The following is a 13,678-nucleotide window of genomic DNA, read 5'->3' as shown; positions in this document are numbered from 1 at the left end:
ATTGTCTATTAAAATTCTAGTTCATCAGTTGGGTCCAAATCGTCTGGTAACGATTCTTCATGTTTAATTTCAACTTCATTTTCTTCGTTAGTTTTTATATAAATGAATTCTGTACTTGCGCCTTGTCGAGTATGCTTATTAAAACCATTAGTATTGAGAACTTCTTCGGGATTTAGCTCATACCCATAAAACTTGCACCATTCTTTTAATGATTTTTTGAACTTTTGCGAAGACCAAGGTTTTACTTTGCTCTTCACCTCAAAATCGGTCTGCGCTTGTGTTTTCACAATCTGTTGATCCAATCTGTGTTCGAAATAAGAATCCGCCCATTCTTTAAAAGCATCTCCCATGGTCTGAAGACTATTTCGCTTTTCTACATTGGCTAATGGGGGAATAATTTTTTCATCAGTACACAAGAAAAACTGTATACATTCAGCAGATAGATTATAGAAATCGTTCCATTCACTTTCATCAAACTGACTAAACAACATTTTGCATATATCATCAGTGATCTTATGTTCGGTTTCATCCAGATCACTTTTATAGTGGTAGTAATCACTGAATACATTATACAACACTCTTCTTTTGGTACTGCTGTCAGGCTTAAACATCCCAAAATTTGATGTCATAGCTATTTTTGGAGAGTCCTCGAATGGGATCGTATAAGCATCTTTATACTTGGCATTTACATTGAATCCTCCTGTAGTTTCTGTAAAAAACCGTGTAAATGGGAAATAAGAATCTAAATCATCAAAAAGTACATAATCGGTCGATTTAGTAACTCCAGAGAACATGTGTTTGTCCTTAACAGCTTCTCGATCCCTACCATTGATGTATTTATTGCTCAGAAGAACATTTCTAACGGCTTGATCATACATTAAAGATTTACCAGAACCTCCGTTGCTATCTGATATATCACTGATCCGATTATCCATTGCATAAACTACCCAAGGTTTATTTCTTACTTTTTTTCGGTGTAGTAGATATCCAAATGAAAATATCTTATTAATTAAGTGATCTTTCTGTTCTTGTATTTGTTCTGGAGATAATCCTTCTTCCTCTAACTCAAAGCGATTTTGGGTCTGATAGGCTTCCTTTTCGGCAAGTATATTTTGAAGTTTTTCTTTACGCTTAATCGGGTCGGTTTCCCTTATAGCCTTGATTCTTTTTTTAAAGGGTTCATCACCACAAACACGCCAATGTACTCGACTGGTGTTAATTAGATAGTTTAAAAAGTGATTGTCCTTTCGAAGTATTTTGATGTCATAAATTGTTGAATTATCCTCTCGTGTTCCTATCGGTGTTATTTCAAAGGCTTTATCTCTATTAATACGAACCCGATGCTGAATAATCTTATGATCCCATACGTAGACATCATCCATTTTACCATATCCATACTCCTTAATCTCATCTTTGGTAATTTCCCAAATCTTGTTTTGAAAGAATAGTAATTGGTAATCAAAATCACTATCCTTAAAATCGATCGGTTTTTCTGGGATCTTGGCTAGGGAACTTTCCTTTAATTGGGCGCTTCGGTGTATGAAATCGACTAATGAGGTAGGCTTATATTTTGATTTAAGATAGTTAGCTGGAAAATTATTAAGATCTCTGTAAAATACTTTCTTAACAATTCCATTCTCAATTCGTACATAATCAAATTCCGGCTGATCTGGCAATTCTTTGTAGATGTAATATCCATTATAAGTCAAGAATTTATACAATCGCTCATTACTTAACGTATAGCCCTTAAAATCTCCCTGTTTGTTTCGTTTAATATCCCAAAATCGAGCAGGTTCCGCATTGTTAAGGATCTTATTAAAAGAGGTTTTAAGTTTATCCGGTTTTTGTGGATCATGTACCAACTTAATCCAGTCAGTAAAATCTTTTCTGGGCTTACCACGATAGGTCCTATCTTTTATCCAATCTGGCAACCACGCTATTTTGATATCGATATGAGAAAGGGCCATTTTAACCGTTTGCTTAACCCCTGTATCATCAAGGTCACCAATGTAAATTACCTCTTTGGCATATTTGAGTAGTTTGTTATAATAGTCATCATGGGATAGAATTGCCGTTTCACTATTTTGCCATACTACCGGTTCGTTAAGTGATGCTATATTTAAAGAGTCTCGATCCCCTGCCCCAATAAATACCCTTGGCAATCTGTCATCGTCATCGTCGTCATCGTCATAATCTGGGTTATAACTATTGTATTCTCTGATTAAATTTTCTACTCCAAAAAGAAAGTCTTGTGGTTTGTTACCTGCATAACTAAAACGATACTGTTTATCTGGGTTAAGCGGTTGATATATCTTTTGCCATTTTCCCATGTCTATAACGAATATGGGGTACTTATCGGTTGCAGTAGTGATAACTCGTAATAGCTTATGTTCTTTGGGGGTTTTGGGCTCTACTACTCTTATGAATTTCTTACAGCTCTTGATATGGTACTTTTTACAAACTTCTTCAGTTACCAAAGGCCCAAGAACTTTTAAATGTACTTCGCTAATCATTTGATTATACTCAAAATGACAATCTCCTTTTTTATCATCTTTCAAAGGGGCTTTGAATTCGATTTCGCCTTTGTTAAAAGTGGTCTCTAATCCTGGAATATTGAGTTCTGAAGCAATCCACTTACAGGCTTCCCCAAAATACTTTAATCCCTCCTTTTGCATAACAGCATCAAAACAACTGATTGCTTTACCATCATCTCCAAAATTGGTCATCATATAACCATTTTTGAACTCCTTGATCATGGTACTTGGTGTAGCTTCTTCATGTGTTTTGAAGGGTACCAAACGACCATTTTTTTCACAATCTGGATAAATGTGTTTAAATACGTCTAAACCATTATTGGTTTTTTCGAGAATAGTTTTTTTATCGTATTTGTATTCGCTCATTAAACCGTTTCTGAATGGTGAACCTTTATTGTACTAGCCTTAATAGTATCTATTTTCGATTGGTAGTATTCGATTTTACCTTCTAGATATTTTCGGTTTAAAGTGTATTTCTTAACATTAAAGTGTCCCAGTTGCTCCACATTCAGATCTAATAATTTTTCAAGTTGAGCTTTATAGCTACTTAACCGTAACTCGCATTGTTGTTTTGATAGTTGATTCATGATGAAAGTCTTAATTCGATTAGTTACTATTTAGGCACACCGTATCCTGCTAAAACCTTATTGTTCTTCTGATAGGTGAATACTTCATATACATAGCTTTTTTGTTGTTTGGCATAGAACTTTGCCTCTTCTTTTTGAGAGGTAGTAAAGAATAAAGTTCTTCCTTCCTCAATTCTATGAGTGATATCGACATTGGATTGAGTAAAATATTTATCGGTTTGCATGATTTCTGGACTTTTAAATGATTAATAATGTTCTTATGATTCCTACACAGATACCTAGAGCAATTTTCTAGGTATCCTTTAGGCTACAATTGCAATCTGACGAATGGTCCCCCTTACTTTATGAGGGAATATGTTTTTGTAATTCTTTATTTAACTAATGGAAATGTTCAATTTCTAAATTGGCTATGTGGTAACAGGTATATCCTAACCAGACAATAAAAGCGAATAAGACTAGTATCTTCAATACCGTTGGTTCTTTAGCTAATTCTGCTTTACCAGATCGGTTAACGGTATAGGTTTTTAGATGTAAAAAAACACTAATGGATAGCCCAATAACTATGAGTAAAAACAGTAGCAAAAGATCTGGAGTTATATAGTTTAATATCGTAATCATATCGATTGATTTAAGAGTTACTTATTCGTTTAAGTTCTTCATGCACACTTGCCAGGATATACTTTCCTTTTACTGTAGACTTCCTCAACTTGCATTTAGGGTCTTTCTGAATTTGATAGAATTTGGTGGTTCTACATCCCAGAATTTCTTTAGCCTTTTTTGCCGTACAAACCGATTGATTAGTAGTTGTTTTTTCCTTGATGTATGCCTCATGCACTAAGTCTTTCATGACTGCTTTATCAACCACATAATATTCCCTACCATCCATCTTAATCGTTTTACTTGGCATGATCTATATTTTTTGAGATGGATTAACCAATTCGGTTAATTCAACAATTTGGTTCTGTATGGTTTCTTCGAGAAGTAATAACACCTGTTCCACATATCTTTTAGGAATGCTAAATACTTTCCCAAACCAATGATTTTGAATAGATCGAGGGTTAAGATCAAATATCTCGGCTAACCGATTAATAAACTTCTGTTTATCTTCAATTTTTGCGTACAACGCTCTTATTCTGTGTTTCATACCACTATAGTTTTAAGAGGTTATCTCTCTGATAATAAGACAAATGAATGGAAGGGAAATCGTTCGCTTTTCGTTCGCACATTGTGCGTATTTTAGCAATAGTTTTCATATATTTGGCGTATTGTTGTTGAATTACACCACAAATATATATCACAATGTGTTACATTTCCAAATTATTGTAACACTTTGTGTTATTTTAACATATTTTACCTACCCAAAATATTGATTATGAACGCTTTAGAAATTAAAGAATTTAGAGAAAAACACGGATTAACTCAACAAAATCTTGCAGAAATAGTAGGTGTTTCTAAAAGAGCGGTACAAAGCTGGGAACAGGGTAACAGAAATGTATCACAAAGTGTCATTAAAATTCTTAACGATTTTGACAATCAACCTGACTTAGATCAGATGGATAGTAAAATCCGGAAGGCAGCTTTAGATTGTGTAGAAAATTGGGACCAAGCTATGAAAGTAGAAGGGTTCCGAACCAAAGTCTATGAACAACTTGGACATATTCTTAATGTTGACTTTGATGAAATAATTAAAAGTGGGGTAATAAGCCTCTTAAAGAAAGAAGATTAACTAATATCGTTTAGCTTTATTTTTGAATTATACTTAGTCAGGATGGTGTTTTTCAATATTGATAAATCAATTTTGTTATCCCTAATTTTCTCTATCATTTCAGAGCGCCTTTTATCATCTTGCTTAATATTCTCTTCAAGATCCTTTATTAAATGCCCCTCCAATTCCTGTAGGATGTCATCATCATAAAACTCTGAACGTTTATGAAGTTCATCTACCAAATTCTTAAATTTCATATCTAATTTTATTCTAGGGGTTCTAACGAATTATTAAATTCAGCTATCTGTTTTGTATATTCAATATTTTTTTCTTCCGGCACCCAGTCTTTTCTTGTATCTCTAACAATGAACCTAGTCGCTCTTTTAATATTCCTTAACAGTCTTTCATTGTTTCTTCTGAGACTAGATATATATTGATTCTTATAGCGTACTAAATAATACGTAGCGGTGACAATAAAGCATGACATTAAAAATGCAGAAACTATGTATTGATAAGCTTCAAAGTCTTTCATCTTGAAGCAATATGCTATAAAATAAAATGATATGAAAATTAAAGTTCCATGGAGCGCGATTTCACCGGGCCACTTTTTCTCTTTTCGTAAAAAAGTAACAAAAACATTAAACAATGAATAGATGAAAAGTCCTAAAGCCCAACCAAACTCCCCTAGAAACTGTTTAAGATTATCGAATGCCAAGAAGTGTTCTTTTTGTTCAGCTATTCTATAGGCTTCAAACGCACGGTCAGTTTTTACCTTTTGTTTATAGTATTCATTATATAAAGGAGTTCCTTCCTGGCTCTTTTTTAATGCATTTAATGCTTTTGTGCGTTCAGCTTTTGCAGATTTATGAGCTGCTAACGCATCTTTAAATTCTTGAGAGTTCTGAGGAATAAACTCATAAGTAAAAAAGGCGATAGAACAGACTACCGCCAAAAAGTAGTATATGAAATTTGTGCTATTCTTCTCCGTTGTCCGATTCTTCGTTTCCTGAACCGCTTGTGTTGATATTATCTCCTTGTTCTGTTGAATAAAGTTCAATTTGTGAAATCTCTTCATTGCTTTCTGGTGTTTCGCAACTTACCATGAATAAGGCTCCAACTATGATCAATAGACTAAAAAATAATTTTCTCATTTTGCTCAATTTTTAAGATTCCCTCAAAGATAAAGCATCGAGAATCAAGAAAATCAGGAAATTTCTATTCTTTAGTGCATCGGCAATTAACCATAGTACATAAATAATAATTCATGGTACTTGTACCGTTTTTAGAATTCAAATTTAGGGATTATTCCCCATTAACCGAATACGGAAAAACCACAAAACTTTTTAAAAATGTGTCACACCAAATCCTTGTTAAGTCCTAATTTTATTACGGTTTTCCGTAATTTGTTACTTTGGATCTTTGTGAGATAAGGAAACATGAAAACCGTATTTTATCATTTATTAAATGATAAACTTTAAGGTGGGATTAATTTGTATCAAGTATAAAGAATTTTATCTTTTTACGATAGAATAAATTAATCCAGATCAGCATTATCTTCGATCACTCTATCCCATAATTGTCTTCCTTTACTTGAAAAGACATATGCTATATTATTGCCCTTCGCAATTCGATTGACAAGATCATAATCAATATATGCCTGAATTGTACCATCATCTACATCTGGGGGAAAAGAATTAGATCGAACGATGCTGGTACCATTATCTAAAAAGTCTCTGAACAATGAATCCTTTTTAAACCATTCGTATTCCTTTTCAAAAGCAAATTCTTTAAGTTCTTTTTCCGAATAACCTTTATTTGCTATATCAAAAACGTGAGATCTAAATTCTGCGTGACTGTTTTCCCGATTCTCTAATTTCCTACTTAAATCATCTATAGAGTTTTCTCTTTCATCTAATTGATTTCTTAGACGTTCTATCTCATCATTCAAATCCGACACATCTCTTCTTCCTGCTTTGATATTCTCTAATTCACTTTCTAACTTTGCAATCTGTAATTTACCATCATATTCGGAAAGGACATTATTCAGTGCATTTCTTTTCCGTGCTAGAGTAGAAAATTTTGTCAATTCATCTATTAACAGCATGAAGTAGGGAAGAATAATTACATAAGCGATTGCTAAAAAAGATGGATACAAGACTAAAGACCAATATGAAGAGTAGGAAGATATAATATGTTCAATCCTATTTTCTATTGTGTGTTCAGAAAACAAAAACACGGCTATAGGTCTCCAGTTAATTGCTATCCAAGAAATGATAAATGTGCCAATTAATGGATTTTTTATCCTTTCTTTTGAAGTTTCAAAAAACGTCTTTATTAAATCAAGCATCTGGTTAAAAGAGTATTAAGTCATATTCGTTCAGCGATTATTGTTTAATCTAACTAAGCTCCTCCCTCTTCATCATCATCGTCAGAAGGATCACCAACTTCACCTTGTCCTGTAGAATAGGGATCCAGAATTTCGAGACCAATTTCCTCATTAGTATTAGAAGTTTCGCAACTAGATATGGATAAGCCAATAAAAAACAATAGTAGCAATGTCTTTTTCATTTTAAAATATTTAAGGGTTTGAATATTCTAGGGGTAAGTAATAATAACAAATATAGGATATTACAAAATTCTGTATTTCTGTATTTTTTGTATTTTTTTCTGTATTTTATATACACACCTGTTTTTCAGTTGATTACATCTACTTTTCTATTAAAAATACAGAAATACAAAAATTATTGAAAAGTTAGTGTAAAAATAAAATTATAAATAAATAAGGAAATTTCTTGCTTTCTGTAATTCGCTTAATCGATAAATACCCAAATTTTGCGTGTCTCTATACTGGTTATAAACTATTCATATTTTTGTCAAAACAATAACAACTCAAAAAGGCGGAATTTTTGAATAAAAATTGTGCGTTTTTGTGACCTAATTACAGTTTTTCCTGTTAAGATTATTAGGGGGTGTGGGGGATTAAGATTTAAAGTTAAATAAGTACTTTTTTGAAAATTGTTATCGAAAAGTTATCGAATTTTCTAGAAACTCATTATAACTATCTGATTTTTAATTATAAGATAAACGATCAAAGAGCGCTGCTTTGATCGTGTTTTTTGTTATATGCATGTCATGATAAATTACTACCTTAAAGCAGTAAATCATCTTTGGGAATATGAAAAAAATCAATTGGAGATACGCGTTGGGGGAAACCCTAATCGTGATCATAGGGATTACTATTGCTTTTAGTCTTAATAAATATTCTGAACGGTTAAAAGATCGAGACCTAAGAGCCGCTTACCTCACCAACCTAAAAAACGATATCCAAACCGATAAAAAGACACTAGAGAACAACCTGCAAACCCTAACCGATTTTCAAAAAAGTACCAACGAGATTATACCACATCTCAATACCGATTCGCCACAAAAAATGAGCATCATCAGGAAGGTGTTTCAGATCTCTAATTTGGTGGAGTTTGTACCCCAGGATGTTACCTACAATACCTTGATCAATTCTGGAGATCTTACCCTTTTTGAGGATCTGAAACTCAAATCGGCCATCCAAAAATACTATTCTGCCGATTTGCATACTATCCTAAAAGCGTATGAACGGCAAGAAATTATCCATAAAGAATATCTGGGTAAGTACTATATCTACCATGCCGATTTTGACAAAATGAGAAGTAATGAATTTCCCTTTGAAGATGAAAAACTCCTAAAAAGAATCGTACAAAGCCTGGCGGGCAGTTATAAGATACAGATGGATGCCACCGAAAAAGGAATTACACAATGCGATAGTATTATTGCGATTTTTGATCGGGAGTTGCATTAGCCATTTTTTTTAAAGATAGTATCTTCCCAGTTTGGATTCCTGTAAATGCTAAGAATACACATAACAGAGCTTGCAATATTCGTACGACATTAAAAACTATAGTCATAAAATCCTTTACAGGATCATGAGTTACTAATCCATCATGCGTATTATCATGTCGAATGATTTCTTGCCCTATTCCTATAACAAAAGTAAGCATCACGATAAAAGATATCGTTGTGATCATGAAAACCACATTCCCAAACATATTCCTGAACCGTTTTGCTAGTACCCTAACCAGGTATACCAGAAAAAGAAATAATACAAAATAGAGAATAAAGAAGAATGACTTAGGAAGTACAAAATAAGTATCGTAGATATTAATATCGGTATGTGCTGTATTCTTTAAGCTATCCCATCCCAATAAGATAAAATTGAAAATGCCTATTGCAATAATTGACCCTAGTAGCCAAAGAAGTTCTTTTCTGTTCAAAAGGATGTGAATTTATATCATGTTCTCCCACAAGATACAAGATTTCTGTTTTTTTACCTTCTATCTCACGTTTTAGATGATAAAAGCGTGTTTGATGAGGTAAAGTCATAGATTTTACCATCAAACTCGCACCATTTGGATTGATTGATCACTTTTGTGAAGGTATTTTTTAAGGCAGTCAGGGATTGAGATTGCAATTGGCCATTTACCAGATATATGCCATTACACAAAAAGAAGACATTGTCGTCAAGGTCTTTTGCGATCAACGCATTGCTATCCTTATAGCTCATTTCTATCATGGTATCCAAACGTGACCTATAGTGCAAAGGCCGCAGCATTTTCTTTTTCATAGCCATTATTTTTGGGCGCGTAAAATTACATCATTACTGGGCTTATCGACTTTACCAAATCGTTAACTGTTTGTGATATAATCGTTTATTACTTTTTTTGATGTTTGGGGGTAGGTGCAACAAGCAATCAAGCGTTATATATAAAAAAGCAATGATGATTTTAAAAAATGTATTTAGAGTACACCTTCCTTCGATTATTAAATTTATAAAAGAACTGCCCGCTGCTTGTTCGCATTCGATTCATCGATAAGGTGGCGAGTTTTGTTTTTAAATAGAGTTGGTGAAATAAATAGCGTGGATGCATACTCCACGCTATTTTTTGTTTTATCGACAGCAATCCTACCATTCGTCTACAGCAAATCGGGTTTGACCCTAAATCAACCATTTATAGACAATGGATCACCTACTTTTATACTATAGAAACGAAAAAACGGTTTGGTTTTGTGAAACATAAAGTAAGTAACCCAATGTTGCCTCTAAAAAGAAACATAAGTCCAGCCTCAACATATTGATCCCCAAGATCGCATATCGTCATAAAAAACAGCCGCTGGATAGTGGCTGTTTGTTTTTTACCCTTCTATAAAACTGTATAAATCAAAAAAGCCAGTAAAATTAGTGTTACCGGCTTTTATATTTCTTTATCGCACGAATTACAAGTTTGTGTTATTGGAGCAATAGAGATTCATTCTTTTTGCTTTTTAATTTGTGGTAGTACAAAATACTTAACGATATAAAAAATATCGAAAATAGCTAAAGCTATCAAAAATATAGCTTGTTCTGTTCCGACAGCGTGGATTTGCGATCCGTGCCACATAAGGTACTGTCTTCTTCAAAACAAAGGTAAAACGACAATGTCTAACTCATGATCTAAATCTGCATAATTTCTTGCAGAACTAAATACATAATCCTTCGGTGCTACAACAATTTTCTTAACAACAGGGTTACGATGAATATATTCTATTTTTGTTTAATAAAAAAACAGCTACATTATAGTAGCTGTTTCTATATTTACCAATAGTTCTTACTCATACTGGGCACGGATTGCAAATCCGCGCTATCGGGTTTTGTATCTTACTCATACCCAGCACTAGTAAAAGATTAGCGCTAGCAGAGGAAATGTTTTTATTGATATGATTTATAAAACTTTCTATATTCCACTTGAATTTTTTCTTTTTTCTTATCTATATTAATAAAAGAATACTCTTTTTTTACATCTAAACTTATATCTATATTATCATTGATCTTAATCCTAATTTTTTTAATAGAATTAAGTAATTTATAATCTTTTGCAACACCTAAAGTGTTATCCGTGGATATTATGTCTTCAAAAACTTGAGTGCCATCTGCAAAAAGTTGGATTTTATCATTTACATAACCCCCATCAAAAAAAAGCAATATTTCGTTGTCTTTTTTTATTTCATTTATGACTGATTCCTGCTTATCACTAGGTTCAGAGTTATTATAATCAATAGAATAATTTTGGCTTACACCACAATTATAAATAAAAATCACAAAAAATAGGGCTGTAATAATTTTCTTCATTTTTTCTAATTAACTATTCCTAAAGGTTTTATTGTCGAAACTGTTCTTGCACGAGGTATAAACTGCCTCATATGAGATCTTTGCTGTGGGGTTATTTTATCAGAACTTTGAGGGCTGCGCATTAAGTTATCTCTACCCATTGACTCTATGACAGGATTTGGATTTCTCGTATTTGATTCATCATTTTGATGACTTAAGCCTACTGTGTGCCCCAGTTCATGAGCTCCTGTCGTAGCAAAATCTTCTTCACTGGTATTCATAAAACTAGATATTTGTATCCTATTTGATTCACTATTACCTATCTCATCAACCTTACCTTCCGCTAATCTAAAGGCTATCGGAGTATTTTCGGAAGGAATTCCTTTTATCCCAACTTTATCTACAAAATCAACATAAAAATCACCATCTTCTACACTATCAACTATTTCATAAGTCGCGCTTACAGTAACATTATTTCCATCAGCATCTTTTCCAGAAAAAGAGCTTTCTGTTTGGCTTTTAATTAATTCAGCATTTTGTTTAACTTCTTTACTACTCATTTCATACTTGGAGTCTTGTGTTGTACTGTTCAAAACTTTATAATGAACTGAGTAATGTGTGCTGCCATCTGGATTCTCAAATCTTGTCCATTCTAAACCCTCTAATTCATTTCCATCAATAACTCTATTTTCAGCAAAATTATAAGTCCCATTATAAACATAATCTTCAGCTAAAGGATCTATTTGCCAGAATCTCCCAATAGCGGGATCACTAACTCGATATTTCCATTCATGAGTATTCAAACCAAGATCTTCCGTAAATTCTTGACTCTGATATTGTTTATAATTATACTTCTGACCAACAATAGTATTATTGTATCCTTTATGTTCTAGTCCAAAAGGATAATAATTCTTTTCTTGTACAATCTCATCCTGGGTAATTGCACCATCTTTGTTAGCATCCTTATAGGATAACCTGATATTATCCAGATGATCCTTAAATTGATACACATACTTATACCCATCAGCTTCTTTTTCTATATATCCTTCTGGGTGGTTAAAGAACTCCAGATTTCCGTTTTTGTATACATAGTTACCAGCATACTCCGTTGTTATAGAACTTCCCTCTGTTACGATCTTCTTTTGTTTCGCTCCAGTGGCGTCGTAAATATAAGCAATTGTTCCTGTACCCTCACTATTGCTTATCGAAACTGTTTCGGGTAAATTCAAATAATTATAAGTGATGGATGAGATTCCTTTGTTGCGGTCTATGATCATGTTGCCATTAGCATCATACTCAAAATCATCGTTGGTATTGGTGCCATCTTTAAAGCCGTAATCTTTGTTTCCAGCATCTGTTACTTTTATGAGTTTGTTACCGCTATCATAGTCATAGGCTAATACATCCATATTGCCATAACTAGCACTGTTCTGCCAACCGTTTCTAGCTAAGGATTCTATATTCCCCATCTTATCGTAGGTAATACTAGATACTACATATTTGTTATCATTATCAGTAGCTGCTACAAAGCGGTTTAATGCATCATAACGGTATCCATAGGCTCTTTTGGTATTATCATTGGCCGTTCTCCAAATCGTCTCACTAATATTTCCATTGTATAACTTACTTGCATACAAGTTCTCTGTAGTGGTATTGTAATTGATCCCAAAGGCAAATAGATCATCTCCTAGATTATTGGGATCATTGATTGTCTTTAACCATCCTCTGATGTTGTAGGTGTAGTCTACTTGCTGTAACCCTTCAGCTCCGCTCAGGGTTCCTTGGGTGCTGAGCGTAGTCGAAGTACCGCCCACTTTCTTGCTGACCAGTTGTCCTAATTCATCATAGGTGTTGTTTACAATCAACTCTACATCCTGATCATTGATCTTTTGGGTTTGGGTAAGCAGTCTCCCTGTATGATCATAGGTAAAGGTATCTACTGTGATCAAAGGTGTACTTCCATTTTTAACATGGGAGGTAGTCGTCTCTTCTACTCTACCGGTAAAGTCCAGTTTCATCGAAGTCTTATCGATGGTACTTAGGTAATGGTTTCTATTTCCTATCCAAATCGCTCTTCCTTTATTGTCATAAGCCGTTACTGTGGTAATCCAGTTATTGGTATCCAATACTCTTACCTTGGTCCCTGTAGGTAAACTTCTTACTTGATCTGTAGTCGTTACCCCGTATACAGTTGCTGGCTTGTCCATACCATGACGATCAAAATTGTAATCATCATAATAATTGATCGTATGGATTTCTGCAATCCCTTGTGGGATGGCATTGTTACTATAATATATCGTGGTACCCGCTATAGTTTGTGCACTGCTTTGTTTGCTTTCATGTTGGGTGTACACAACCGTGTTATCTGCAGATTCTTGCATAGGGATACGGCCACTACTATTACCAATCAATCCCGTATACGCAACACGACCATGTCTGTCATATTTGGTAAACAACCATTGGTTTTTACTCCTTAGATTCGCATCCTGAGTCATGACCGGTTGATCCAGTTTGTTGTACACAATATACTCCCATCCTTTGCCAGGGATCTTCTTTTCAACCAATCGGTTTCTGTAATCGTATTTGTATTGGTAACAGAGTTCGGCGAGCTCACTCTGACTTACGCCATTGGCTACAGTCACCTTGGGTGGTAGTACATATGAGAGATTCCCAAAAT

Annotated in this window: 16 protein-coding genes; 2 read left to right on the top strand and 14 right to left on the bottom strand. The window is 33.8% G+C overall.

Annotated elements, in window-relative coordinates:
- Nucleotides 1-8: 8 nt before the first annotated feature.
- The 5 genes from BUE24_RS18960 to BUE24_RS18940 form a co-directional block, all read right to left on the bottom strand.
- The gene (locus BUE24_RS18960; RefSeq protein ID WP_073319646.1) at nt 9-2,900 is read right to left on the bottom strand and encodes a primase-helicase family protein; all 2,892 of its coding nucleotides are present in this window, start codon (nt 2,898-2,900) and stop codon (nt 9-11) included.
- Between the two features lie 247 nt (nt 2,901-3,147).
- A complete protein-coding gene (locus BUE24_RS18950; protein ID WP_073319640.1) occupies nt 3,148-3,345 on the bottom strand; it encodes a hypothetical protein in 198 nt (65 codons plus the stop codon).
- 154 nt (nt 3,346-3,499) lie between these two features.
- A complete protein-coding gene (locus BUE24_RS23755; protein WP_139242054.1) occupies nt 3,500-3,739 on the bottom strand; it encodes a hypothetical protein in 240 nt (79 codons plus the stop codon).
- A 10-nt stretch (nt 3,740-3,749) separates the two neighbouring features.
- Nucleotides 3,750-4,028, bottom strand: coding sequence for a hypothetical protein (locus tag BUE24_RS18945; protein ID WP_073319637.1), 279 nt, complete (start codon nt 4,026-4,028; stop codon nt 3,750-3,752).
- A gap of 3 nt (nt 4,029-4,031) precedes the next feature.
- Nucleotides 4,032-4,265, bottom strand: coding sequence for a hypothetical protein (locus BUE24_RS18940; RefSeq protein WP_073319634.1), 234 nt, complete (start codon nt 4,263-4,265; stop codon nt 4,032-4,034).
- Between the two features lie 228 nt (nt 4,266-4,493).
- On the opposite strand from BUE24_RS18940, the gene BUE24_RS18935 reads away from it, so the two are divergent.
- Entirely contained in the window at nt 4,494-4,847 is a 354-nt protein-coding gene (locus tag BUE24_RS18935; protein WP_073319631.1) for a helix-turn-helix domain-containing protein, read from the top strand.
- Here the strand turns inward: BUE24_RS18935 and BUE24_RS18930 are convergent.
- The 5 genes from BUE24_RS18930 to BUE24_RS24035 all read right to left on the bottom strand — a co-directional run bounded on the left by BUE24_RS18930 (nt 4,844) and on the right by BUE24_RS24035 (nt 7,394).
- Nucleotides 4,844-5,083 carry a hypothetical protein gene (locus tag BUE24_RS18930; RefSeq protein ID WP_073319628.1) on the bottom strand — a complete coding sequence of 80 codons (240 nt, stop codon included), beginning with the start codon at nt 5,081-5,083 and terminating at the stop codon, nt 4,844-4,846. The two genes, BUE24_RS18935 and BUE24_RS18930, sit on opposite strands and share 4 nt — an antisense overlap.
- An 8-nt stretch (nt 5,084-5,091) precedes the next feature.
- Nucleotides 5,092-5,778: a hypothetical protein gene (locus BUE24_RS18925; protein ID WP_073319625.1), complete on the bottom strand. Its 687-nt coding sequence runs from the start codon at nt 5,776-5,778 to the stop codon at nt 5,092-5,094.
- A gap of 22 nt (nt 5,779-5,800) precedes the next feature.
- Entirely contained in the window at nt 5,801-5,977 is a 177-nt protein-coding gene (locus BUE24_RS24040; RefSeq protein WP_170864632.1) for a hypothetical protein, read from the bottom strand.
- A 383-nt stretch (nt 5,978-6,360) separates the two neighbouring features.
- A complete protein-coding gene (locus BUE24_RS18920) occupies nt 6,361-7,173 on the bottom strand; it encodes a hypothetical protein (protein ID WP_073319622.1) in 813 nt (270 codons plus the stop codon).
- Between the two features lie 53 nt (nt 7,174-7,226).
- On the bottom strand, nt 7,227-7,394 hold the full coding sequence (locus BUE24_RS24035; protein WP_170864631.1) for a hypothetical protein: 168 nt from the start codon (nt 7,392-7,394) through the stop codon (nt 7,227-7,229).
- A 607-nt stretch (nt 7,395-8,001) separates the two neighbouring features.
- Between BUE24_RS24035 and BUE24_RS18915 the strand changes: the two genes are divergently transcribed.
- Nucleotides 8,002-8,658: a DUF6090 family protein gene (locus tag BUE24_RS18915; RefSeq protein ID WP_073319619.1), complete on the top strand. Its 657-nt coding sequence runs from the start codon at nt 8,002-8,004 to the stop codon at nt 8,656-8,658.
- Here BUE24_RS18915 and BUE24_RS23750 read toward each other — a convergent pair.
- The 4 genes from BUE24_RS23750 to BUE24_RS24030 form a co-directional block, all read right to left on the bottom strand.
- Nucleotides 8,627-9,130: a hypothetical protein gene (locus BUE24_RS23750; protein ID WP_139242053.1), complete on the bottom strand. Its 504-nt coding sequence runs from the start codon at nt 9,128-9,130 to the stop codon at nt 8,627-8,629. The genes BUE24_RS18915 and BUE24_RS23750 overlap by 32 nt on opposite strands.
- A 65-nt stretch (nt 9,131-9,195) precedes the next feature.
- A complete protein-coding gene (locus tag BUE24_RS23745) occupies nt 9,196-9,480 on the bottom strand; it encodes a hypothetical protein (protein WP_139242052.1) in 285 nt (94 codons plus the stop codon).
- A 1,122-nt stretch (nt 9,481-10,602) separates the two neighbouring features.
- Complete coding sequence (locus tag BUE24_RS18895; RefSeq protein WP_073319610.1) at nt 10,603-11,022, bottom strand: hypothetical protein; 420 nt, start codon at nt 11,020-11,022, stop codon at nt 10,603-10,605.
- 5 nt (nt 11,023-11,027) lie between these two features.
- Nucleotides 11,028-13,678: RHS repeat domain-containing protein (locus tag BUE24_RS24030; RefSeq protein ID WP_425290170.1), on the bottom strand; the 2,651-nt coding region annotated here is incomplete at its 5' end.

The organism is Aquimarina spongiae, assembly GCF_900141785.1.
Taxonomy (GTDB): Bacteria; Bacteroidota; Bacteroidia; order Flavobacteriales; family Flavobacteriaceae; genus Aquimarina; species Aquimarina spongiae.
The sequence above is the reverse complement of the archived record's forward strand: the minus strand, read 5'-3'. Positions and strand labels throughout refer to the sequence as shown.

What these genes read in the sequence shown, in the direction of transcription:
- BUE24_RS18960 (WP_073319646.1), bottom strand. Translation starts at nt 2,900, where the DNA reads ATGAGCGAATACAAATACGATAAAAAAACTATTCTCGAAAAAACCAAT.
- BUE24_RS18950 (WP_073319640.1), bottom strand. Translation starts at nt 3,345, where the DNA reads ATGCAAACCGATAAATATTTTACTCAATCCAATGTCGATATCACTCAT.
- BUE24_RS23755 (WP_139242054.1), bottom strand. Translation starts at nt 3,739, where the DNA reads ATGATTACGATATTAAACTATATAACTCCAGATCTTTTGCTACTGTTT.
- BUE24_RS18945 (WP_073319637.1), bottom strand. Translation starts at nt 4,028, where the DNA reads ATGCCAAGTAAAACGATTAAGATGGATGGTAGGGAATATTATGTGGTT.
- BUE24_RS18940 (WP_073319634.1), bottom strand. Translation starts at nt 4,265, where the DNA reads ATGAAACACAGAATAAGAGCGTTGTACGCAAAAATTGAAGATAAACAG.
- BUE24_RS18935 (WP_073319631.1), top strand. Translation starts at nt 4,494, where the DNA reads ATGAACGCTTTAGAAATTAAAGAATTTAGAGAAAAACACGGATTAACT.
- BUE24_RS18930 (WP_073319628.1), bottom strand. Translation starts at nt 5,083, where the DNA reads ATGAAATTTAAGAATTTGGTAGATGAACTTCATAAACGTTCAGAGTTT.
- BUE24_RS24040 (WP_170864632.1), bottom strand. Translation starts at nt 5,977, where the DNA reads ATGAGAAAATTATTTTTTAGTCTATTGATCATAGTTGGAGCCTTATTC.
- BUE24_RS18920 (WP_073319622.1), bottom strand. Translation starts at nt 7,173, where the DNA reads ATGCTTGATTTAATAAAGACGTTTTTTGAAACTTCAAAAGAAAGGATA.
- BUE24_RS24035 (WP_170864631.1), bottom strand. Translation starts at nt 7,394, where the DNA reads ATGAAAAAGACATTGCTACTATTGTTTTTTATTGGCTTATCCATATCT.
- BUE24_RS18915 (WP_073319619.1), top strand. Translation starts at nt 8,002, where the DNA reads ATGAAAAAAATCAATTGGAGATACGCGTTGGGGGAAACCCTAATCGTG.
- BUE24_RS23745 (WP_139242052.1), bottom strand. Translation starts at nt 9,480, where the DNA reads ATGAAAAAGAAAATGCTGCGGCCTTTGCACTATAGGTCACGTTTGGAT.
- BUE24_RS18895 (WP_073319610.1), bottom strand. Translation starts at nt 11,022, where the DNA reads ATGAAGAAAATTATTACAGCCCTATTTTTTGTGATTTTTATTTATAAT.